Genomic DNA, 21747 nt, shown 5'->3' with positions numbered 1-21747 from the left:
TCCCCTTAAGCCAGCGCGCGCGCCGCGTCCTTGATCGCCGCGCGGATGCGCTGGTAGGTGCCGCAGCGGCACAGGTTGCCGGCCATGGCCTGGTCGATGTCGGCATCGCTTGGGTGCTTCTTGCTGCGCAACAGCCCGACGGCGCTCATCACCTGGCCGTTCTGGCAATAGCCGCACTGCGCCACGTCGTGCTTGATCCAGGCGTCGAGCACCGCGCGGCCAACCTTGTCGCCGGTGACGCCCTCGATGGTGGTGATGCGCGCGCCTTGCGCCGCCGAGACCGGCGTCACGCAACTGCGCGTGGCCTGGCCGTTCACGTGCACGGTGCACGCGCCGCATGCGGCCATGCCGCAGCCGAACTTGGTGCCGGTCATGCCAAGGCTGTCGCGTAACGCCCACAGCAGGGGCGTGGAAGGATCAACGTCTACCTGCAACGGCTTGCCGTTGATATCTAGCGTGGTCATGGGGGGAGCTCCTTGGGTCTGTTTGCCCTGGTCCGCCCCCGGCGCGTCGCGGCGGTTCGATCCGCCACGCCGCGCCGCCGGCGGCCGGTCAGCAGCGTGTGCCCCAGCCGCGGTGCGCACGCCGTAAAACCTTGTGAGGATAGTGCAAAACGGGAAGTCGCGTTCGGTACCGTGCACTGCACCCGGGCGCCCTCAGGCCATGCCTTCCGGCGCGCGGTCGATAAAGCCCGTCATGCTTTGCAGCCGGCCGTCCGCCGCCACCGTCGCGAAGTCGGTGCCGACCACCACGGCTGCCGCACCCGCAGGCGCCAATACCCCTCCTCGGCGGGGCAATGCCTGAAACGCCTGTATGACGGGAACGGCAGCGCGCCTGTCCGCCATGGCAGCAGACTGGCCGCCGGGGCCGGTTCCAGCTCGCCGCGGGCCAGGCTCCTACCGCAAAACGGCGTCCGGCGCTAGTCCGAACAGCGGTAACACACCGGGGCTTATCGCCTCGTGATTCCGGCGTATCGCCGCTATATTGATCCATTAAGCTGGGCCGTGCGTGCAACCTGCCCGACGCCCGCCCATCGCCTCAATTTCGAGAACGCAGCTTCAGGCTGACGCCATATGACGCCAGATTTGGATGTCCGCCCCTTGCCCACCACCTACCCGCGCTGGCAACGCGTGTCGCTATCGGCCATCGCCTTCTTCCTGCTGGCCCTGGCCGGGCTGGCCGTGTCGCGCTACCCCGGAAACGTGGCCATGCTCTGGCTGGCCAACGCGTTCGGCCTCGGCGTCTTGCTGCACCAGCGCAGCGGCGATGTGCCCTGGCAGCTGGCGGGGATGCTGGTGGCGGGCTTGGCGGCCAACGCGGCCATGGGCGATAGCCCTGCCATTGCGCTGGCGCTGGCGCTGGGCAACGTCGTCGAGATCGCCTTCTCGGCGTGGCTGGTGCGCGCCATGACCAGCGGCGCCACGCTATCCCGCCCGGGACCGCTGGCGCGTTTCGCGCTGACGCTGGGCGCGGCCAGCACGCTGGGCCCGGCGGTGGGCGCCACCATCGGCGCCGCCACCATCAGCACCGCCTACCACAGCGGCTTTGGCGCGGTCTGGTGGACCTGGTGGACGGCAGACTCGATGGGCATCGTCATGCTGCTGCCGCTGATGGTATCGATCACCCGCGAGCGTTTCGCCGACACCTTCCGCCGCGCGCAGCTGCCCCGTTTTGCCGGCCTGCTCCTGCTGAGCCTGACGGTGGGCGGCGTGGCGCTATATAAGAGCAACGAGCCGTTCGTGGTGATGGCGCTGCCGCTGGTGCTGGCGGCGCTGCTGACCAATCCCTTTGCCACTGCCCTGCTGACGTTGCTGGCCATCTGCGGCACGGTGGCGCTGGGGCTGGTCACCGCATCGCTCGGCGTGGGCGCGAACGAGCCGTTCCTGCTGCAGTCGGTGCAGCTGTCGACCACGCTGGTCATGGTGTTCCCGATCTGCATCGCCTTCCTGCTGGAGCAGAACCGGCGTGACCGCAGCGAGCTGCGCGGCAGCGAGCGGCGCTTTCGCCAGGCCATGGAGCATTCGGCCGTCGGCATGGCGCTGGTAGGGCTGGACGGCCGCTGGCTGCAGGTCAACCGCGCCATCTGCGACCTGTTTGGCTATGATGCCGCCGAGCTGGCGGAGCTGCCCTTCCCGACCATCACCCACCCGGACGATCTCGCCCCCGACCTGCACCAGGTCGAGCGCCTGCTGGCCGGCGAGATCGAGTCGTACCGGATAGAAAAGCGCTTCCGCCACAAGGACGGCCACTATCGCTGGACCTTGCTGGCCGTCTCCCTGGTGCACGACGAGAACACCGGCAAGCCGCTGCATTTCATCTCGCAGGTGGAAGACATCGACGAGCGCAAGGCCGCGCTGGAAAAGCTCGAGGCGCTGTCGCGCCGCACCCAGCTGGCGGTGGAAGCCGGCGGCGTAGGCATCTGGGAATGGGACGTTGCCAGCGGCGCGATCGAGTGGGACGCGCGCATGCATGCGCTGCACGGCGTCGATCCTGCCCTGGGCGCGCCGGACATCAAGCGCTGGACGGCCATGGTGCATCCGGACGATGTCGAGCAGGCAAGCACCGAGATGCGCGAGGCGGTGCGCGGCACGCGCACCTTCGATACCGAATACCGCATCCAGCGCCCCGACGGCGCGGTGCGCCACATCCGCGCCATGGCCATGGTGCTGCGCCAGGACGATGACACCGCGGTGTCCATGATCGGCACCAACTGGGACATCACCGAACAGCGGCGCCTCACCGAGGCGCTGTTCGAAGAGAAGGAACGCCTGCATATCACACTGCGCTCGATCGGCGATGCGGTGATCTGCACCGACGCCACCATGGGCGTCACCTTCATGAACCCGATCGCCGAGCAGCTCACCGGCTGGACCATGCAGGCGGCTGCCGGCCAGCCGCTAGAATCCATCTTCCGCATCGTCGACGAGCATACCAACGCGCCCATCCCCAGCCCGGTGGAACAGTGCCTGCTGACCTTGCGCCCGGTCTACCTGCAGGACGGCGCGGTGCTGCAAAGCCTGACCGGCGACCGCCATGACGTGCAGGACTCCGCCGCCCCGGTGCGCACGGCTACCGGCGAGGTCATCGGCGCGGTGCTGGTGTTCCAGGACATCACCGGCGCCCGCGCGCTGCAGCGCGAGCTGGCCCATTCGGCTTCGCACGATGCGCTCACCGGCCTGCCTAACCGCATCTGGTTCGAGAAGCGGCTGCGCGAAGCCTGCGACGCTGCGCGCATGCAGCAACAGCATCACGCGCTGTGCTTCATCGACCTGGACCGCTTCAAGATCGTCAACGACACGGCCGGGCATGCCGCGGGCGACGTACTGCTGCGCGAGCTCGGCCACGTGATCCGCTACCACGTGCGTCCGGACGACCTGCTCGCCCGCCTGGGCGGCGACGAATTCGCGCTGCTGCTCATGGACTGCACGGTGGACCAGGCCGAGCGCGTGTGCCAGAAGATCATCGATGCCATCCGCAGCCAGCGTTTCCCGTGGGAAGGGCGGGTCTACGATGTGGGCGCGAGCATCGGCATTACCGCGATCGACCACGAAACACCGCCGATGGGCGAACTGATGAGCCGCGCCGACGTAGCCTGCTACGCCGCCAAGGCGGCCGGGCGCAGCCGCGTCTCGGTGTACCGGCGCGACGAAAGCGATGCGCAGCGCCACCACCAGGAACTGCAGGTTGCCGCCGGCATCCACTCGGCGCTGGATGCGAACCGCTTCCGCCTGTTCGCGCAGGAGATCCGCGCGCTGCAGGAGCACAACCAGGCCGACCGCCATATCGAGATCCTGGTGCGCATGGTCGACGAGCAAGGCAAGCTGGTGATGCCGGGCGCGTTCATCCCAGCCGCCGAGCGCTATGACCTGATGGGCCATGTGGACCGCTGGGTGATCCACCACGTGCTGCACGAATTCGGCGAGCGGCTGGCCGCGGTGCCCAGGCTCACGGTCGCCATCAACCTGTCGGCCAATTCGCTGGGCGAGCCGTTCCTGCTGCCGTTCCTGCACGCCGAGCTGTACGACTCCGTGCTGCCCGCCAGCCGCATCCAGCTGGAGATCACCGAGACCGCGCTGATCAACAACATGGCGGCGGCCAATCGCCTGGTGACCGAAATGCGCAGCGCTGGCTGCACCGTGGCGCTCGACGATTTTGGGGCGGGCTTGTCGTCGTTCTCCTATCTCAAGCAGTTTCCGGTGGACTATCTCAAGATCGACGGGAGCTTTATCCGCCACCTGGCCTGCAGCGCGGTGGACCGCGAGATCGTCAGCTCGATCAACGATATCGGCCATCGCCTGGGCATGCTGACCGTGGCCGAATCCGTGGAAGACGAGGAAACGCTGCAGGCCTTGCGCTCGCTTGGCGTGGACTATGCCCAGGGGTATGTGATCGGGCGGCCGATGCCGCTGGAACTGTTCCTGGAGAGTTGCCCGACCCTGCCGGTGGACAACGCCTGAGTCACCTGGCGTGCATGGCTGGCGGCGGCGCGCGCCGGCCGTGCCATGCCCCTTGCATCACACGCTGTCGCCCGTACGGGCGACAGTTCCGCTTTCCGCCCCGCCACCCGTTCGGAAAACCGAACGCGCTATCGCCCTGCCCGCACGGAAATCCGAACCGTGCGCCTGGCGCACATTAATTTCTCCTTGTTTTTCAGTGGCTTAGGTAGCTTCGGCTTGGCCTTTGGCCTGGCACGCCTCGTGCAATGTATGCGCGGCCCCAAGCGGCCATACAGGTCGACGGTTGGCCCCCCGTGCCGGCCCGGACCCAAAACAATGGAGGAAACAATGATCGACCCCGCCTTGCTGACCTTGCCCACCACACCAGTGGGCGCCGGACACACGCTGCCCATGCCCGTTCGGCATTGATCTGGCATTGATCTGGATTGATTCCGGAACGATTCCGAAATTGAACAGGCACTGATCTTCCCGGCTGAGGCCGCATGGCGCTGTCCCGACGACGGCAACGCCATGCCAGAAGGCTGCCAGCCCCCCGCAAAACAGCCGTCCGGCCATTGGCCGGGCGCATCGGCCCGACTTCTGATGAAACTGAACCGACTGCCCACCCTGATTTTCATTGCGATGCTGCTTGGCGTGCTGGCCGGCACGGCCGCCCACCATTACGCGCCGGACCCCGCCACCGCCAAGTCCATCGCCGACCACCTGTCCATCCTGACCGATGTGTTCCTGCGCATGATCAAGATGATCATCGGGCCGCTGGTGTTCGCCACCCTGGTTGGCGGCATCGCCAGCATGGGCGACGGCAAGGCCGTTGGCCGCATCGGCATGAAGGCGATGGCATGGTTCATCGCCGCGTCCATCACCTCGCTGCTGCTGGGCCTGGTGATGGCCAACCTGCTGCGCCCGGGCGAAGGCATGAACCTGGCGCTGCCGGCGGCGGACGCTGCCTCCAACCTGAAGACCGGGGCGCTGAACCTGCGGGACTTCATCGCGCACATGTTCCCCAAGAGCTTCGTCGAAGCCATGGCCACCAATGAGATCCTGCAGATCGTGGTGTTCTCGCTGTTCTTCGGCTTTGCGCTGGGCACGCTCAAGGACGGCATCGGCAAACCCGTGCTGGCCGGCATCGAAGGCCTGTCGCACGTGATGCTGAAGATCACCAACTATGTGATGGCTTTCGCGCCGGTCGGCGTGTTCGGCGCGGTCGCCGCGGTGATCACCGCCGAAGGCCTGGGCGTGCTGGTGGTGTACGCCAAGCTGCTGGGCGCTGTCTACCTGTCGCTGGCGCTGCTGTGGGTGGCGCTGATCGCCGGTGGCTACTTCTTCCTCGGCCGCGATGTGTTCCGCCTGCTCAAGATGGTGCGCGCCCCGCTGATGATCGGCTTCGCCACCGCCAGCAGCGAATCGGCATACCCCAAGGTGATCGAGCAGCTCGGCCGCTTTGGCGTCAAGGAGCGCATCACGGGCTTCGTGCTGCCGCTGGGCTACTCGTTCAACCTGGACGGCTCGATCATGTACACGTCCTTCGCCGCGCTGTTCGTGGCGCAGGTGTACGGCATCCACCTGTCGCTCACGCAGCAGGTGACCATGCTGCTGGTGCTGCTGGTCACCAGCAAGGGCATTGCCGGCGTGCCGCGCGCCTCGCTGGTGGTGGTGGCCGCAGTGCTGCCGATGTTTGGCCTGCCCGAGGCCGGCATCCTGCTGGTGCTGGGCATCGACCACGTGCTGGACATGGGCCGTACCGTAACCAATGTGCTTGGCAACGCCATTGCCACAACCGTCGTCGCCAAAAGCGAAGGCGCCATCGGCGCGCCGGTGCCCGAAGAAGCGGATGACCCCGCTGCCGACGGCAACCGCGGCCTGACACCCGTTCAGGTCCTGGCCGGCAAGTAACACTGCCAGCGCGCCAAGGCCCGGCCACCGATCAGGTGGCCGGGCCTTTTTTTGTTTCCGGGGGCCGGAAAACCGTGATGTGGTAAAAGACGGGGTCGCCGCGGTGCCGCCATCGCACAATGTGCGCATTGGCGCTCCTACCCCTACTCTTACCCCTTTGCACGATGCACTTTTGCTGGCACCTGCAGTCTTAACCCGTCGGGCTCGCTGCCCGCGACCGAGTTCCATCGCCTTCGCTTCCTGCGCATTCCGCCCGCTCCCATGACCGGCCCGCTCCCTTCACACGCTACCCCGCAAGGCGCCCCGCACGATACCTCCGCTCGTGCCAGACGCCTGCGCCCATGGGTGCCCCTCATGGCCATGCTGGCGCTGGCGATGCTGATCGGGCTGGCTGGCGCCATGGGCTACCGGTACAGCTACGACAACGCCCTGGCGCGCCAGGGCGAGCGCGGCCAGGTGCAGCTGCGCCTGTACGGACAGGCCCTGTCGAGCGAGCTGGCGCGCTATGACTATGTGCCCAGCCTGCTCTCGCTGGACGACAAGATCGCTACCCTGCTGGCGCACCCGAACGACCCGGCACGCGTCGAGGCCGCCAACCAGTACCTGGCCGCGGTCAATGCCCGCGCCGGCACCCGCGTGGTGTTCGTGCTCGATGCCCGCGGCCACGTGCTCGCCACCAGCAACTGGCAGCGCCCCGACAGCTACCTGGGCGAAGACCTGAGCTTCCGCCCCTACTTCAGCGACGCCGCGGACGGCCAGCTGGGCCGCTTCTATGGCGTGGGCACCACCCGCAGCGAGGCCGGCTACTACCTCTCGGCGCCGCTGGGCGATCGCCACAAGCCAAGCGGCGTAGCGGTCGTCAAGGTGGGGCTGGAACCCCTGGAGAACCGCTGGCAAGGCGCCGATGCCCAGATGCTGCTGACGGACGAGAACGGCGTGGTGATCCTGGCCTCCGACCCGTCCCTGAAGCTGGGCGCGCTCAAGCCGCTGGCCCCCGAGCTGCGCGAGCGGCTGCAACGCAACCTGCAATACAACCGCGCCGCGCTCCCGCAGCTGGAACTCACGCCGGTGCGCAAGCTGTCCGACAGCGACACCCTGGTCCGCCTGCGCAGCGGCCCGCCCATGCTGGCGCAGAACGCCGAACTGGTTGGCACCGACTGGCACCTGACGCTGCTCACCAATACCTCGCAGGCCCGCGTGGCCGCGCTCATCACCGCCGCGCTGGCCGGCGTGGTGACCGCCTTCCTGTTGCTGTTGGCGGCGGCCTGGAACGTGCGCCGGCGCATCGCCAGCGAGCGCATGGCCGCGCGCGCCGCGCTGGAGGCCGCCAACGGCGAACTGGAGCGCAAGGTGGCGGAGCGCACCGCGGACCTGTCCGCCGCCAACCAGCATCTGCAGGCGGAAGTCGCCGAACGCATCCGCACCGAGACCACCTTGCGCCAGGCCCAGGATGGCCTGCTGCAGGCCGGCAAGCTGGCCGCCGTCGGCCAGATGTCCACCGGCATCGCGCACGAGCTCAACCAGCCCCTGGCGGCCCTGCGCACGCTCTCGGGCAATACCCAGAAATTCCTCGAACGCGGCGACAACGCCACCGCGCAAGCCAACCTCGGCACCATCATCGGCTTGGTGGAGCGCATGGGGCGCATCACCGGCGCGCTCAAGTCATTCGCGCGCAAGCCTGGCAATGGCGGCACCGCCGGCCGCCTGGCGCCGCTGGACGATGCGGTGGACAACGCCCTGTTCCTGCTCGATACACGCCTGCAGGCGGTACGCCCGGCGCTGGTCCGGCAGATCGAGCCGGACCTGATGGTGACGTGCGACCCCAACCGGCTGGAACAGGTGCTGGTCAACCTGATCGGCAATGCGCTCGACGCGCTGGCCGGCAGTCCCGCGCCCCAGCTGGAGCTGCGCAGCCACCTGGCGGGCAGCAAGCTGCGCCTGACCATCCGCGACAACGGCCCCGGGCTGTCCGAGGAAGCCTTCGCGCGGCTGTTCGAGCCGTTCTTCACCACCAAGCCGGCAGGACAGGGGCTGGGCCTGGGCCTGACGCTGTCGGCCGGCATCCTGGACGAGGTCGGCGGCAGCCTGGAGGCCAGCAATCACCCCGACGGCGGCGCGTGCTTCACGCTGGTGCTGCCGCTGGCCAGGCTTGACCCGGAGAGCCGCCATGGCAACTGACCTGAACAACGCCGATTCCTCCGGCGCGATCGCCCCCGCGCCGCTGACCGTGCTGATCGTCGAAGACGACCCCGACGTGCGCCTGGGCTGCGAGCAAGCGCTGCGGCTCGAAGGCATCGCCACGCGTGCCGTGGCGAGCGCCGAAGCCGCCCTGCGCGAGGTCGGCAGCCATTTCCCCGGCGTGGTGGTGAGCGACATCCGCCTGCCCGGCATCGACGGCATGGCGCTGCTGCATGAGCTGCGCTCGCGCGACGACGCGCTGCCGGTGGTGATGGTCACGGGCCACGGCGACGTCAGCCTGGCCGTGCAGGCCATGAAGGCCGGCGCCTACCACTTCCTGGAAAAACCGTTTTCGCCGGAGCGCCTGGTCGAGGTCACGCAGCGCGCGCTGGAAAAGCGCCGGCTGGTGCTGGAAGTGGCCGAGCTGCGCAGGAAGCTGGCCGGGCGCGACACCTTGCAGGCGCGCCTGATTGGCCATTCGCCATCCATCGAAAGGCTGCGCAAGCTGATCGCCGACCTGGCCGATACCGCCGCCAACGTGCTCATCCACGGCGAGACCGGCACCGGCAAGGAACTGGTCGCCCGCTGCCTGCACGAAGCAAGCTCGCGCCGCGCGCGGCACTTCGTGCCGATCAATTGCGGCGGCCTGCCCGAGCAGCTGTTCGAAAGCGAGATCTTCGGCCACGAGGCCGGCTCGTTTACCGGCGCGGCGCGGCGGCGCATCGGCAAGATCGAGCACGCCGAGGGCGGCACGCTGTTCCTCGACGAGATCGAGAGCATGCCGATGCAGATGCAGATCAAGCTGCTGCGGGTGCTGCAGGAGCGCGTGGTGGAGCGGCTTGGCTCCAATACGCCGGTGCCGGTCAACACCCGTGTGGTCGCGGCCACCAAGGCAGACCTGAAGGCACTCTCAGCGGCCGGCCAGTTCCGCGCCGACCTGTACTACCGGCTCAACGTGGTGACGCTGGAACTGCCGCCGCTGCGCGAGCGGCGCGAAGACGTGCCGCCGCTGTTCGAGCATTTTGTCGCGCAGGCGGCGCTGCGCTTCGAGCGCGAGGCGCAGCCTGCCACGCCGGCGGAGCTCGCTGCGCTGATGGCTTATCCGTGGCCGGGCAATGTGCGCGAACTGCGCAACCTGGCTGAGCGCCATGTGCTGGGGCTGGGGTGCAATCCGGGACAAGGCACCGCCGAGCCGGCGGCGCTGCCGCTGGCGCAGGCCGTGGAACAGTTCGAGCGGGCCATGATTGCCGACGCCATGCGCAGGCACGAGGGGAACCTCAGCCGCGCCAGCGAGGCGCTGGGCATTGCCAAGACGACCTTGTTCGATAAGGTCAGGAAATACCGGCTTTAAGATTCCAGGCGCTGAGATTGTCCGGGTGGCGGCGCTAGCTGCCACCGGCTGAACCGCAACGGCTTGCGTTGCGGCTTTCTCGCTTCCCTCCCGCTTCCTTCCGCCTCCCTCCTGCTTCCTTCCGCTTCGTCTTTTCGTCTTTCCTTGTGTGAGGTGCCGCACCGAAGCGGCGCGCACGCCGCGCCACTATGGTTTCACCCCTTCCCGCGTGCCTTGCACCTTGCCGTGCCTGGCGCGGCCGGTGCGGGACAAAGCCTGGCTTCGGCCGGGTTCGGCGATCGCGGTGCTGGCCCGCACCGTGGTCGCCTCCTTGGCTGCCGGGCTTTGCCGCGTATTGCGAAGCCGCCAACAAGCAGGAGCGGACCGACGATGATCCTTCAAGGAAACGACCCGACTACCGGCGCTTCGTTCTCGCTGGGCAACCGGATTCAGCGCCAGCTCTGGCACTGGGCCTGGTTGTGCCTGTTCCGGCCAAGCCCGCGCCCGCTGCATGCGTGGCGCGCGGCGCTGCTGAGGTTGTTCGGGGCGCAACTGGGAGCGCATGTGCATATCTATCCGGGCGCGAAGATCTGGGCGCCGTGGAACCTGCGCGTGGGCAGCCATGTCGGCGTGGCCGATGGCGTCACGCTGTACAACATGGCGCCGATCGTCATCGGCGATTTCTGCGTGGTCTCGCAGGGCGCGCACCTGTGCACCGGCACGCACGACTACAACAGCGCCAACTTCCAGCTGGTAGCCCATCCCATCGTGCTTGCGGCGCACGTGTGGATCTGCGCCGAAGCCTTTGTCTCGCCCGGGGTGACGCTGGCCGAGGGCGCGGTGATCGCGCCGCGCGCGGTGGTGAGCAAGAGCCTGCGCACGCCGTGGACCGTCTACGGGGGCATCCCGGCCCGCGCCATCAGCACGAGAGTCAGACATGCCAAGCCCCCAGCCTGACCAGCCCTTGCAAGCGCCGGGCATCTCCGTGCTGATCCTGACCCGCAACGAGGAGCAGGACCTGCCGGGCTGCCTGCAAAGCGTGGCCTGGTCGGACGACATTCACGTGTACGACTCGATGAGCACCGACGCCACGGTGGCGATCGCGCAGCGCTTTGGCGCGCATGTCACGCAGCGCGTCTTCGACAACTGGGCCAGCCACCAGAACTGGGGCCTGCAGCACATCGGCTTCCGCCATCCCTGGGTGTTCTACATCGACGCCGACGAGCGCATGACGCCCGAGCTTGTGGCGCAAGCCCGGGCCGCGGTGCGCGCGGCGCGCGACGAGGTCGCGTTCCGGGTGCAACGGCGCGACTTTTTCCTCGGCACGTGGTTGCGCCATGTACAGACATCTCCCTTCTACCTGCGTTTGTTCCGGCCGGAGCGGATGCGCTACGAGCGCCTGGTAAACCCGGTGTCGATTCCCGACGGCCCGGCCGGCGAGCTGACGGGCTACCTCGATCACTACCCGTTCAGCAAAGGCGTGACCCACTGGATCACCCGCCACAACAATTACAGCGGGCTGGAAGCGATGCAGATCATCGAGAACCGGCGCGGCGAGGTGGCGTTCAGCCTGGCCGAAGCCCTGTTCGCGAAGGATTTCCACCGGCGCCGCGCGCACCAGAAGGAACTGTTCTTCCGCCTGCCGATGCGCCCCCTCGTCAAGTTCGCGATCCTGTATCTGGGCAAGCGCGGCTTTCTCGATGGACGGGCCGGGCTCACCTACGCCATGCTGCAGTCGATCTACGAATACTTCATCGTGCTCAAGACGCGCGAACTGGAAAGGTCCATGGCGCTGCCCGCGCCAGATCCCGAGTCCGTGTGCCCGCAAGGCGCGCCGGCACCCGTGCGCCAGTCCCTCCCGATGCCGGGTATGGCAGCGGATGGGGAAGGTGAATTCAGCAATCGGCCAGTCACTCCAGTCACTCCAGTCACAGCGACCCGGCACACCGCGGTGGTGGCTGGCGGGCGAAATCCCTGACGGCAAGCGACATCGCTGCCCACGCCCTATTTGTCATGCCCGCGGCGAGTGGCCACGCGGCCATGTGCGCTATACGTTCCGACGCTGGGAGCGCCCGGCAGAAGCACTTCGGATGTATGCAATGTTTGCGATAAATTCCCGCTCGCCCGTGTCTGCCAAAACGCGGCAATATGCGTTTAAACCCAGAAGTGGGAGCGTTCAATGCGATTTCGAAATATTTGACACGCCGTCTGGTTGCTTATGTTCGATACCGCATATGATTCGAGGCTGGCATTCTTCCGTTGGGAGAATCAGGCACCAGTGACATAGATCATGCCGTTGCACAACCGTGGGAGCACCTTCGCTCCCGCCGCCCCCGATGCGAGGGCAGGTTACGCAAGAGGCCTAATAATGGTGCCAGCACGCAACCGTCCTCATTGCTCGCGTTGCCTTGCATTGCCAAGCCCCAAACCAGCGCGGAAAGCTCGCGCTGTCACTGCTGATCCTCTCGCAGTGCGGTGTATTTAGTTAACGGGTGAACGGATGAAACTGGATTCAGAACTGGCTGAAAAGCCTTACTACAGTACGCGTACCGCCGCGAAGCTGCTCAATGTGTCATTGGGCACGGTGCAGAAGATGGTGGAACGTGGCGAACTCGGGGCCTGGAAAACCAACGGTGGCCACCGGCGCATACATAAGGAGACCGTGCATCGTCTGCTGGCCACGCGCGTGGGGCAGGAACTTCCGTCCGTGCATGAACTCGACCTGGTAGTGTTCCACCCGAACCACCAGGAAGCCCAACGTATCCACGCGCAACTGGGCAAATGGGGCTTGCCCCTGAAAAGCGTGGTGGTGGAGGACGTGGTGGATACCATCATTACTTCGGTCAGCTCGCATCCGCGAGTGGTGCTGTACTACGTGGAAGAACTCACTGACGCCGAGTCGGCCACCATCGAGAAGCTGCAGAACTTCTTTGCGCGCCAGAACGTCATCTTCGCCGTGATCACCAACCGCCAGGCCTATGACGGCGTGGCCGATGCGCTACAGCAATGGGGCATCATGGTGTTCCTGAAGACGCCCTCGCTGGAAGAAGTCAAAGGCTTCCTGCGCGCGCAACTGATGATGACCCGGGGCGCAGCCGGCTGATCGGCAGGCACATCGCCAAGACCCTGTCCAGGACGTTTCACCGGCAGCTATCTGCCCGGCCGTCACCCGGCCGCCCGGCTTGCCTTGCCCGTTACCCGTGGGCGTGGCACTCGCTATATACCGCACACCACAACGCCGCAGTCTCGTGACCCGCACGACTGCGGCGTTGTGACATGAGCCGCCGCTTCAGGCCAGCGCCGCCAGTGGCTCGCGCACGGGCTGCGGCACCCCGGCGTCCATCATCCAGCCATAGAGATTGCGGGGATCCGGCGGCGTCGCCACCAGCTCCACGTGGCTGCCGCGATGCTGCGCGTGGGCCGCGGCATGGAGCCAGCGCAGCGCGGAGTAATCCTCCAGCGCAAACCCCACCGAGTCGAACACCGTCACCTGCCCCGTTTCGGTGCGCCCGGCCACCCGGCCGGATAAAACCTCCCACAACTCCGTCACCGGCGTATCCGGTGGCAATTGCTGCATCTCGCCTTCGATGCGGGTCTGCGGCGCGTACTCGACCACAACGCGCGCCTGGCGCAGGATCTGCGGGTGCAGTTCGGTCTTGCCCGGGCAATCGCCGCCTACCGCGTTGATATGCACGCCGGGCGCGGCCAGGTCAGGCGTGAGGATGGTGGCCCGCGTCTTGTCGGCGGTGACGGTGCTGATGATGTCGGCGCCCTGCACGGCTGCGCGCACGGAGTCCACCGCCACCACCTTCAGCCCCTGCACGCCTTGCAGGTTGCGCGCGAGCCGCGCCGTTGCAGCGGGATCGATGTCGTAGGCGCGGATCTCCCGGATGCCCACCATGGCGTGGAAGGCCAGCGCCTGGAACTCCGCCTGCGCGCCGTTGCCGATCAGCGCCAGCGTGGCGGCGCCGGGCCGCGCCATCGCCTGCGCGGCTAGCGCCGACGTGGCGGCGGTGCGCAACGCGGTGGCCAGCGTGAGGTCGCACAGCAGCAGCGGGAAGCCGGTCGCCACTTCCGCCAGCACGCCAAAAGCCATCACCGTCGGCATGGCGTTCTGCGCATTGCGCGGATGGCCGTTGACGTACTTGAACGCGTATTGCACGGCGTCGCTCACCGGCATCAGCTCGATCACCCCGTCGACGGAGTGCGTCGCCAGCCGCGCGGATTTATCGAATGCGTCCCAGCGCACAAAATCCTGGCGAATGTGATGCGCCATCTGCGCAATGGCGTTGACGACGCCCGTGGCGCGCACCAGCGCCGCCACATCGGCGGCGTCCAGAAAGCGGGTCATGGCGATCTCCTTCATGATGTTCTCCCTTGCTGGCTCGGTATCGGTTTTTGCTCGCGCTTCGCGCTCATGCCGCCACCGCGGCGCCACCGGCCGCGGCGCTCGCCCGGGCCGGCCCGCTGGCGCGGTCCAGGCGCAGCGTCATGCAGTAGGCGCCGCCGCCGGACAGCATGTACGGCGACAGGTCCACCTCGCGCAACTGGTAGCCGCGCTGGCCCAGTTCGGCGCGCAGGTGCGGCGTGGTGCGCGTCATCACCACCTGGTCATGCAGGTTGACCGCATTGACGCTGAAGTGGCGCAGGTCGTCCTCGCTCGCTTCGATGCGCAGGCTGGCCGGCACGCGCTCGCGCAAGGTGCGCAGGGCGTCCTGCGTAAAGGCGGGCGGGTAGTAGAGGATCTCGCCGCCGGACAGCGGGCAGAAGCACACGTCGAGGTGATAGCTCTGCGCCGTGGCGAGCTCCAGCGCGACGACCTCGCGGCCGAAATGGCTCGCCATGGCGTCGGCCGCGGCGCGCGAGGAGCGCGGGCCGAAGCCGGCCCAGAAATGGCCGCGCACGGCATCCCAGATGCAATCGCCAGCGCCCTCCTGATAGCAGCCTTCGGGCAGCAGGCTGACGGAGTCGATCAGGCCGCGCGCGCGCAAGCCCTCGAAGATCCGCGCAAAAGGCGCTTCCTCGCCGGCCCGTTGCGGATAGCGAAAGCGCGCCAGCACGGCGTGGCCGTCCAGCACCACGGCGGCATTGGCGGGGAACACCATGTCGGGCAGGCCGGGCGCGCCGGGCGCGGTTTCCACCGTGAAGCCGGCCGCCTGCAGGGCCGCATGCAGGGATTCGAAGGACGCCACCGCATTGCGGTGCATGCCGCGCGGGTCGCTAGCCCAGAGGCCGGGGTCCATCCACGGGTTGATGCTGTACGACACGTCATAGTGGGTGGGCTCGACAAGCAAGATGGTGGGCTGGTGGATCACGCTGGCTCCTTTGGGTGATGGGCGACGGGGGTCAGTCAATGCCTTGGAATGCCTGCATTCTGGTGCACTGCCGCGCTAACTAAAAGCCAGCAAATTGCGCAATTTGCCTGCGCCGTATGGCAAAACGCCAGCTAGAATTGGCACATCGCCAGTCGCAGCGATCATGCAGGAAAAAGCACCTCTCGCCCCCCACAGGAACCACCATGGACGACACCGACCGCCAGTTGCTGGCCCTGCTGCGCGACAACGCGCGCATGCCGGCCACCGCCCTGGCCAAGGCGCTGCGCGTCTCGCGCGCCACCGTGCAGAACCGCATCGACAAGCTGGAAAAGGAAGGACTGATCGTGGGCTACACGGTGCGGCTGAAGCCCGAAGCCGAAGCGCACCGCATCCGTGCCTGGATGACCATCGCGGTCGAAGGCAACAAGGCGCGCGCGGTGCTGCAGGCGCTGCGCGGCGAGCCCAATGTGCAGGCCATGCACACCACCAACGGGCGCTGGGACATCATTGCCGAGCTGCGCGCGGATTCGCTGGAAGCATTCGACCGCACGCTGGACCGCATCCGGCTGATCGATGGCATTGCCGCCACGGAGACCAGCATCCTGCTGTCCAGCTACAAGCTTTGAGCAGCGCGAGGCGCGCTTAGGCCGCGGCGGCGCCGCGCAGCCGTTCGCGCCGGGTTTCCTCGTGCAGCACCTGGCCGCTAGGGCGCAGCAGGTCGCGCAGCGAGACCACGCCGACCAGCCGCATGGAATCCAGGTCGGCCACCACCGGCAGCCGGCTGACGCCGAGCTCCGCCATGCGGCCCGCGGCGATGCGCGCGGTCTGCGCCGGCAGCAGCACCTGGTGCGGCTGCAGCGGCGCCATCAGCGCGCGGCCGCTCTCGATCGATGCCTCCCGCCCGCGCAGCGCGTTGCGCTCCAGCATGCCGACCACACGCGCCGCGCACACGACCGGATAGCCGCGATGCGGTGCGTGCTCGCCAAAGTGGCTGGCCCACAAGACGTGGACCGGTTGCTCGCCATCCACGCTGACCACGGCCGTGGTCATCAGATCCGCCACGTGCTGGCGCTCGAGCGGATCCACGCCATACTCGCGATAGATATGCAGGCCCCGGCGCGCGATCTTCTCGGTCATGATCGAGCGCTTCATGGTCAGCACCGTGAAGCCGTGCGCCACCGCCACGGTCAGCAGCAGCGGCAGCAAGGCGTTGCTGTCGTGCGTCAGGCCAAAAGCGAAGACGATGGCGGTCAGCGGCGCGCCAAGCACGCTGCCCAGCACACCCGCCATGCACACCAGCGCCCACAACTGCGGCGAGGCACCGGGCAGCCACGGCGCCAGCGCCACGCCAAGGCCCGCGCCCAGCATCAGCAGCGGGGCCAGCACGCCACCCGACGTGCCGGACCCCAGCGCTGCCACCCAGATGATGGCCTTGACCGTCAGCAGCGCCACTACCACGCCGATCGCCATGCGGTTGTGCAACAGGTCCGCGATCACGTCATAGCCCACGCCCAGCGCGCGCGGCTCGAAGTACCCGCCGATGCCCACCACCAGCCCGCCGATTGCCGGCCACCACATCCAGTGCAGCTTGAGCTTGGAGAACTGGTCCTCGGTGCGATAGAGCGCCAGCGTCAGCGCGGCGCCCAGCACGCCGCAAAGCAGCCCGGCAACGATGCACGAGCCCAGCGCCATGGTGCTTGCCGACGCAGTCTGCAGCGCAAACAAGGGGCCGGGCTCGAACACCATCGTGCGCAGGAAGCCGGCTACCGCGCAAGCCAGCGCCACCGGCAGCAGGCTGCGCGGGCGCAGCTCGAACAGCAACAGCTCCACGGCCAGCAGCACCGCCGCCACCGGCGTGCCGAAGATCGCCGTCATGCCCGCGCAGGCGCCCGCTACCAGCAGCGTCTTGCGCTCGGCCGCGGTGAGATGCAGGTACTGCGCGAGCAGCGAGGCGATCGAGCCGCCGGTCATGATGATCGGGCCCTCCGCGCCAAACGGCCCGCCGCTGCCGATCACGATGCCGGATGACAGCGGCTTGAGCACGGCCACCCGGGGCGACATCTTGCTCTTGCCGAACAGCACCGCCTCGATGGCTTCCGGGATGCCGTGGCCACGGATCTTGTCGCTGCCATAGCGCGCCATCAGGCCCACCAGCAGGCCGCCGACTGCCGGCACCACGATGACCCATGCCCCCAGCGCATGCTGCGCCGGCGAGCGATCCGCCAGCGACAGGGTCTGATAGAAGAAGAGATTGGTGAAGAACCGGATCAGGTTCAGCAGCAGCACGGCAGCCGCCGTGCTGATGGCCCCGATGAGGGGCGCCAGCGCCGCCAGCAGGAGCAGCCGGCGGTCGACGGCGTAGTCGCGTTTTTCGAAGTGCATGGCCAGGATCGGGAAAGTAGGCGGAGGACGGGATGCGGCATGGCGGGCTGATCCCGCTGCGCTAAAGCGAAATGTATCACGTCATGATATATTTGCGCGCTGGATTTCCGGAGCACGATGCCAAGGGGATCCAGGTGAGCTATTGCGCGCATTCGCCCGCACAACCCAAAGAAAAAAGCCCCCATGCCGCCATCCCAGGCCCCCTCCTTAGCCGACTTCCCGCCAGGCCGGGCACGTGCGTGGCTGCGCGCGTTTGCCCCCACCCCCATCGCCGCCGGCCGCCGCGAGCGCGTCAAGAGCTGCTTGGGCGCGCTGGTCGGCCTGCTGCTCACCGAATGGATCAGCCGTCACCTGCTGGGCGGCTTCAACCCCTGGTTCATCGCCCCGATGGGCGCCTCCGCGGTGCTGCTGTTCGCCGTGCCGGCGAGCCCGCTGGCGCAGCCTTGGTCCATCATCGGCGGCAACCTGGTGGCGGCGCTGATCGGCGTGGCCTGCGCGCGCTGGATCCCCGAGCCCGGGCTGGCCGCCTCGGTGGCCGTGGCGCTGGCCATCGTCGCCATGTTCCAGTTGCGCTGCGTGCACCCGCCCAGCGGCGCGGTGGCGATTACCGCGGTGTTCGGCGGCCACGCTGTGACCCAGCTTGGCTTTGGCTTCGTGGTGATGCCGGTCGCCGTCAACTCGATGTTGCTGCTGCTGGTGGCGCTGTTGTTCAACAACCTGATGCGCCGGCGCTATCCGCACCGTCCCGTCGAACACGCCAACCCGCACCGCACCGCCGATCCGCTGCCGAGCGAGCGGGTGGGATTCAACCGCAGCGATCTGGACGAAGTGCTCAAGGCGCGCGGCGAGTTCCTGGACATCGAGGAAGACGACCTGGAAGACATCCTGGTGGCCGCGCAGCTACGGGCGTATCGCCGGCACTTTGGCGATGTGCGGTGTGGGGACATCATGTCGCGGGACGTGGTGACGGTGCAGCCCGGGCAGAGTGGCCTGGAGGCGCGCGCCCTGTTGTTCAAGCATGGGATCCAGGCGCTGCCGGTGGTGGATGCGCAGCGGCGCCTGCTTGGCATGCTTGGGTTGGCGGATCTTCTCGCCGCGCGCAGTGGCGCCGAGGGGCAGGTCCGTGCGGGAACGGCCAAGGACCTGATGCACACCGGCATGGCTACGGCCCGGGCGGAGCAGCCCATGGTGGAGCTGGCGCGGGCGTTTTCCGATGGCGGCCTGCATCAGGTGCCGGTGGTGGATGCCCGGCAGCGGCTGCTGGGCATCGTCACGCAATCGGACCTGATCGCCGCGCTGCTCGAACAAGGCCCGCCGGCAAAAGTGGAACCGGACGCGCAGCCGGCAAGCTGACCCGCGCGGGCGCTAGCGGCTCGCCTGCAACCCGCCCGCCGCCGGCATGGCGTGTGCATCGGCACGCGCCATGCCGTTGAACAACAGGTTCAATGCCACCGACATCACGCAAGCCAGCAGGATGCTGCTGTGCATGATGGGCTGCAGCCAGCCCGGCAACTGGTTGAACAGCGTGCCCGAGAACGTCGGCAGCAGCGAGATGGCCAGGGTGGCGGCAACGATATACACGTTGTGCCGCGTGCCCTCGAAATCCACCCGCGCCAGCGTGCGCACGCCCGCCGAGGTCACCACCCCGAACATGAACAGCCCTGCCCCGCCCAGCGCCGGCAGAGGGATGGAAGCCACGACCGTGGCCAGCTTGGGAAACAAGCCCAGCGCGCACAGGATCACGCCCGCCGCCACCACGACCCAGCGGCTCTTGACGCCCGTCACCACCAGCAGGCCGATGTTCTGGCTGTAGATGGTGTAGGGGAAGCCATTGAGCGCCCCGCCGATCACGCTGGCCAGCCCGTTGGCCCGCAGGCCATCCGTCATCTCGCCCGCGCTCAGCGGCTTGTTCACGACGTCGCCGATCGCCAGGAACAAGCCCATCGACTCGATCATGATGATGATCATCACCACCACAATCGTCAGCGTGGCCACCACATCGAACACCGGCCAGCCGAAATAGAAGGGGTGGATCACGTCGACCATCGGCGCCTCGGCCACGCCATGGAAATCCACCATGCCAAAGGGGATCGCCACCAGCATGCCGGCCGCCAGCGCCAGCAGCACGGAGACGTTGGACCAGAAGCCCTTGAGCCACTTGTTGATGACCAGGATCAGCGCGAACACGAAGCCCGCCAGCGCCAGGTTGTGCGGCGCGCCGAAATCCGGCGCGCCGCGCCCGCCGCCAACCCAGTTCACGCCGACCGGAAACAGCGACAGCCCCACCACCATCACGATGGACCCGCCAACGATGGGCGGAAAGAAGCGCAGCAGCTTGCCGAACACCGGCGCCAGCAGCATGGTGATGACGCCGCCCGCCATCACCGCACCGATGACGGCCGGCAAGCCAAGCGCAGGATTGGTGGCGATGACAAGGATCGGCGGGATGGCGCTGAAGGCCACGCCCTGCATCACCGGCATGCGCACGCCGAAGCGCCAGAAGCCCGCGGCCTGCAGGATGGTGGCGACGCCACAGGTGAAGAGGTCGGCATTGATCAGGACCGCCACCGCCTCCTTTGGCAGCTTGAGCGCGCTGGCGATGATCATCGGCACCGCGATGGCGCCAACATACATCACCAGCACGTGCTGGAAGCCCAGCATCACCAGCGGCCCGGGGGCGGGCACCTGGTCCACTGCGGCCGGCCTGTCGCCGGTCAGGTCTTGGGTGTTCATGGGGTTGTCTCCTCTTGTGCCGTTACGTGCGATGACGCGACATCTCTGGGAATACGGGCGCGCAAAAAATACATCCGACTGTCGTGTGGGTCGATTCGTCGATGAGCCAAATCCAGCACTGCCGTAGCTCCCCTCTCCCGCATGGCGGGAGAGGGGTTGGGGGAGAGGGCGGGCCTGCGCAAGAGCGAGGCGCATCACGTTGAGCGAGCGCCCGCCCTCTCCCCCGGCCCCTCTCCCATTTCATGGGAGAGGGGAGCAAACCAGCGTATCGCATCGCACTGATCGACCCACGCAAGTCCGATGAACCCAAAAAAGAAAACCCCGGCACCTGGCTAGCGCCCAGCAGGCGCCGGGGCAAGATCAAGCAAGCATTACAGGTGCACCTCCTTCTCGCCGTGCGCCTGCAGCAGCGCCATCAGCTTCTTGCGCATCACCAGCCCGGGCTTGTCGGACGGCATGTGGAACTCCATGCGCCGCGTGGTATCGATGGGCGCGTCGTAATCCGTGGCTTCCAGGATCTCCTTGTCCTCGCGCGTGACCGCATGGTCGAACTTGACCAGTTCCTCGGCCGGCGCCTGCTGCTCCGTGTCGTTGCGGTATAGCCACTGGACCATCATCGTGTTCTTGTCGTCGATGGGCGTGGCGCAGTTGACGATGGTGTGCACCAGGCCATTCGGATAGGTGCAGCCGAAGCGGCGCGAAAACGGCATGTACCAGTTGTCGTGCAGGTGGCGGATGGTCTCCGGTTCCTTGCTGCCGGTGAGCAGCCAGCTATCTGGCGGGTTCATGATCGGCACCGAGCGGCGCGACTCGAAACCCCACGCGTTCTCGATGATCTCGATGTCTGCCGGCTTCGGGCTGGCGAATTTGCCGAAGGTGTTCTTGTGCACGAAGCTGAAGTGCGCGTTGTCGAACGAATTTTCCATGAAGCGCAGGCCGCTGCATGCCCAACGCTCGTAGAACTGCGGGATGCGGCGCAGCGAAGGATCGTTGCCTTCCGGGATATCCGGGATATCGGTCAGCGGGTCGTCCAGTGCCACCCACACGTAGCCGTAGCGCAGCTTGCAGTGGTAGTTGGCCACGCGCGCGTTGGCGGGGATCATGTTCTGCGGCATCTGCGGGATGCGCACGCACTTGCCGCTGCAATCGTAGGACCAGCCGTGATAGCCGCAGCACAGCAGGCCGTCCGCATCCACATAGCCCTTGGAGAGCTTGGCGGTGCGATGGCAGCAGCGGTCGCGCACGGCTGCGGGCGTGCCATCGGCGCCGCGCCAGATCACGATGTCCTCGCCCAGCAGCGTGAACGGCTGCGGGCCAAGGTCGAGCCTGGATTCGGGAATGACCGCGTACCAGAAGCGCCGCAGGACCGGTTGTTGAGTGACAAGCATTGGGAGGTCTCCTCTCGTATTGTCGAGTGTGGGTTGTGCAGGCGTGCAGGAATGCGGGAATGCAGCGCGTC

Annotated in this window: 15 protein-coding genes; 9 read left to right on the top strand and 6 right to left on the bottom strand. The window is 67.3% G+C overall.

Features of this window, described 5'->3' with window-relative positions:
- Positions 1-5: 5 nt before the first annotated feature.
- The gene (locus ACX12D_RS04235; RefSeq protein WP_150988428.1) at positions 6-464 is read right to left on the bottom strand and encodes a (2Fe-2S)-binding protein; all 459 of its coding nucleotides are present in this window, start codon (positions 462-464) and stop codon (positions 6-8) included.
- 609 nt (positions 465-1073) lie between these two features.
- Here ACX12D_RS04235 and ACX12D_RS04230 point away from each other — a divergent pair.
- From ACX12D_RS04230 to ACX12D_RS04200, 7 genes are all read left to right on the top strand, one after another.
- Entirely contained in the window at positions 1074-4457 is a 3384-nt protein-coding gene (locus ACX12D_RS04230) for a diguanylate cyclase (protein WP_459373042.1), read from the top strand.
- Between the two features lie 582 nt (positions 4458-5039).
- The gene (locus tag ACX12D_RS04225; RefSeq protein WP_459373041.1) at positions 5040-6350 is read left to right on the top strand and encodes a dicarboxylate/amino acid:cation symporter; all 1311 of its coding nucleotides are present in this window, start codon (positions 5040-5042) and stop codon (positions 6348-6350) included.
- Positions 6351-6611: 261 nt separating this feature from the next.
- Positions 6612-8528 (top strand): sensor histidine kinase, encoded by a 1917-nt coding sequence (locus tag ACX12D_RS04220; RefSeq protein WP_459373040.1) that lies wholly within the window; start codon positions 6612-6614, stop codon positions 8526-8528.
- A complete protein-coding gene (locus tag ACX12D_RS04215) occupies positions 8518-9879 on the top strand; it encodes a sigma-54-dependent transcriptional regulator (RefSeq protein ID WP_459373039.1) in 1362 nt (453 codons plus the stop codon). The genes ACX12D_RS04220 and ACX12D_RS04215 overlap by 11 nt, the downstream gene beginning before the upstream one ends.
- A 369-nt stretch (positions 9880-10248) precedes the next feature.
- Positions 10249-10815 (top strand): LbetaH domain-containing protein, encoded by a 567-nt coding sequence (locus ACX12D_RS04210; RefSeq protein ID WP_459373038.1) that lies wholly within the window; start codon positions 10249-10251, stop codon positions 10813-10815.
- Entirely contained in the window at positions 10796-11836 is a 1041-nt protein-coding gene (locus ACX12D_RS04205; RefSeq protein ID WP_459373037.1) for a glycosyltransferase family 2 protein, read from the top strand. Before ACX12D_RS04210 ends, ACX12D_RS04205 begins: the two co-directional genes overlap by 20 nt.
- Positions 11837-12358: 522 nt before the next feature.
- On the top strand, positions 12359-12961 hold the full coding sequence (locus ACX12D_RS04200; RefSeq protein ID WP_006160260.1) for a helix-turn-helix domain-containing protein: 603 nt from the start codon (positions 12359-12361) through the stop codon (positions 12959-12961).
- A gap of 186 nt (positions 12962-13147) precedes the next feature.
- Here ACX12D_RS04200 and ACX12D_RS04195 read toward each other — a convergent pair whose 3' ends face one another.
- Both ACX12D_RS04195 and ACX12D_RS04190 read right to left on the bottom strand, forming a co-directional pair.
- Complete coding sequence (locus ACX12D_RS04195) at positions 13148-14224, bottom strand: ornithine cyclodeaminase (RefSeq protein WP_459373036.1); 1077 nt, start codon at positions 14222-14224, stop codon at positions 13148-13150.
- Between the two features lie 49 nt (positions 14225-14273).
- Positions 14274-15173, bottom strand: a complete 900-nt coding sequence (locus ACX12D_RS04190; protein WP_459373035.1) for a dimethylarginine dimethylaminohydrolase family protein — start codon at positions 15171-15173, stop codon at positions 14274-14276.
- Positions 15174-15376: 203 nt separating this feature from the next.
- Between ACX12D_RS04190 and ACX12D_RS04185 the strand changes: the two genes are divergently transcribed.
- Complete coding sequence (locus tag ACX12D_RS04185) at positions 15377-15799, top strand: Lrp/AsnC family transcriptional regulator (RefSeq protein ID WP_174426231.1); 423 nt, start codon at positions 15377-15379, stop codon at positions 15797-15799.
- Between the two features lie 16 nt (positions 15800-15815).
- Here ACX12D_RS04185 and ACX12D_RS04180 read toward each other — a convergent pair whose 3' ends face one another.
- Positions 15816-17555 (bottom strand): chloride channel protein, encoded by a 1740-nt coding sequence (locus ACX12D_RS04180; protein ID WP_459373034.1) that lies wholly within the window; start codon positions 17553-17555, stop codon positions 15816-15818.
- A gap of 183 nt (positions 17556-17738) precedes the next feature.
- Between ACX12D_RS04180 and ACX12D_RS04175 the strand changes: the two genes are divergently transcribed.
- Entirely contained in the window at positions 17739-18908 is a 1170-nt protein-coding gene (locus tag ACX12D_RS04175; RefSeq protein ID WP_459373032.1) for an HPP family protein, read from the top strand.
- 12 nt (positions 18909-18920) lie between these two features.
- Here ACX12D_RS04175 and ACX12D_RS04170 read toward each other — a convergent pair whose 3' ends face one another.
- Both ACX12D_RS04170 and ACX12D_RS04165 read right to left on the bottom strand, forming a co-directional pair.
- Positions 18921-20288, bottom strand: coding sequence for a nucleobase:cation symporter-2 family protein (locus ACX12D_RS04170; RefSeq protein ID WP_459373031.1), 1368 nt, complete (start codon positions 20286-20288; stop codon positions 18921-18923).
- A gap of 371 nt (positions 20289-20659) precedes the next feature.
- Positions 20660-21676, bottom strand: a complete 1017-nt coding sequence (locus tag ACX12D_RS04165; RefSeq protein WP_459373030.1) for an aromatic ring-hydroxylating dioxygenase subunit alpha — start codon at positions 21674-21676, stop codon at positions 20660-20662.
- Positions 21677-21747: the final 71 nt, after the last annotated feature.

This window comes from Cupriavidus sp. PET2-C1, assembly GCF_054515855.1.
The sequence above is the reverse complement of the archived record's forward strand: the minus strand, read 5'-3'. Positions and strand labels throughout refer to the sequence as shown.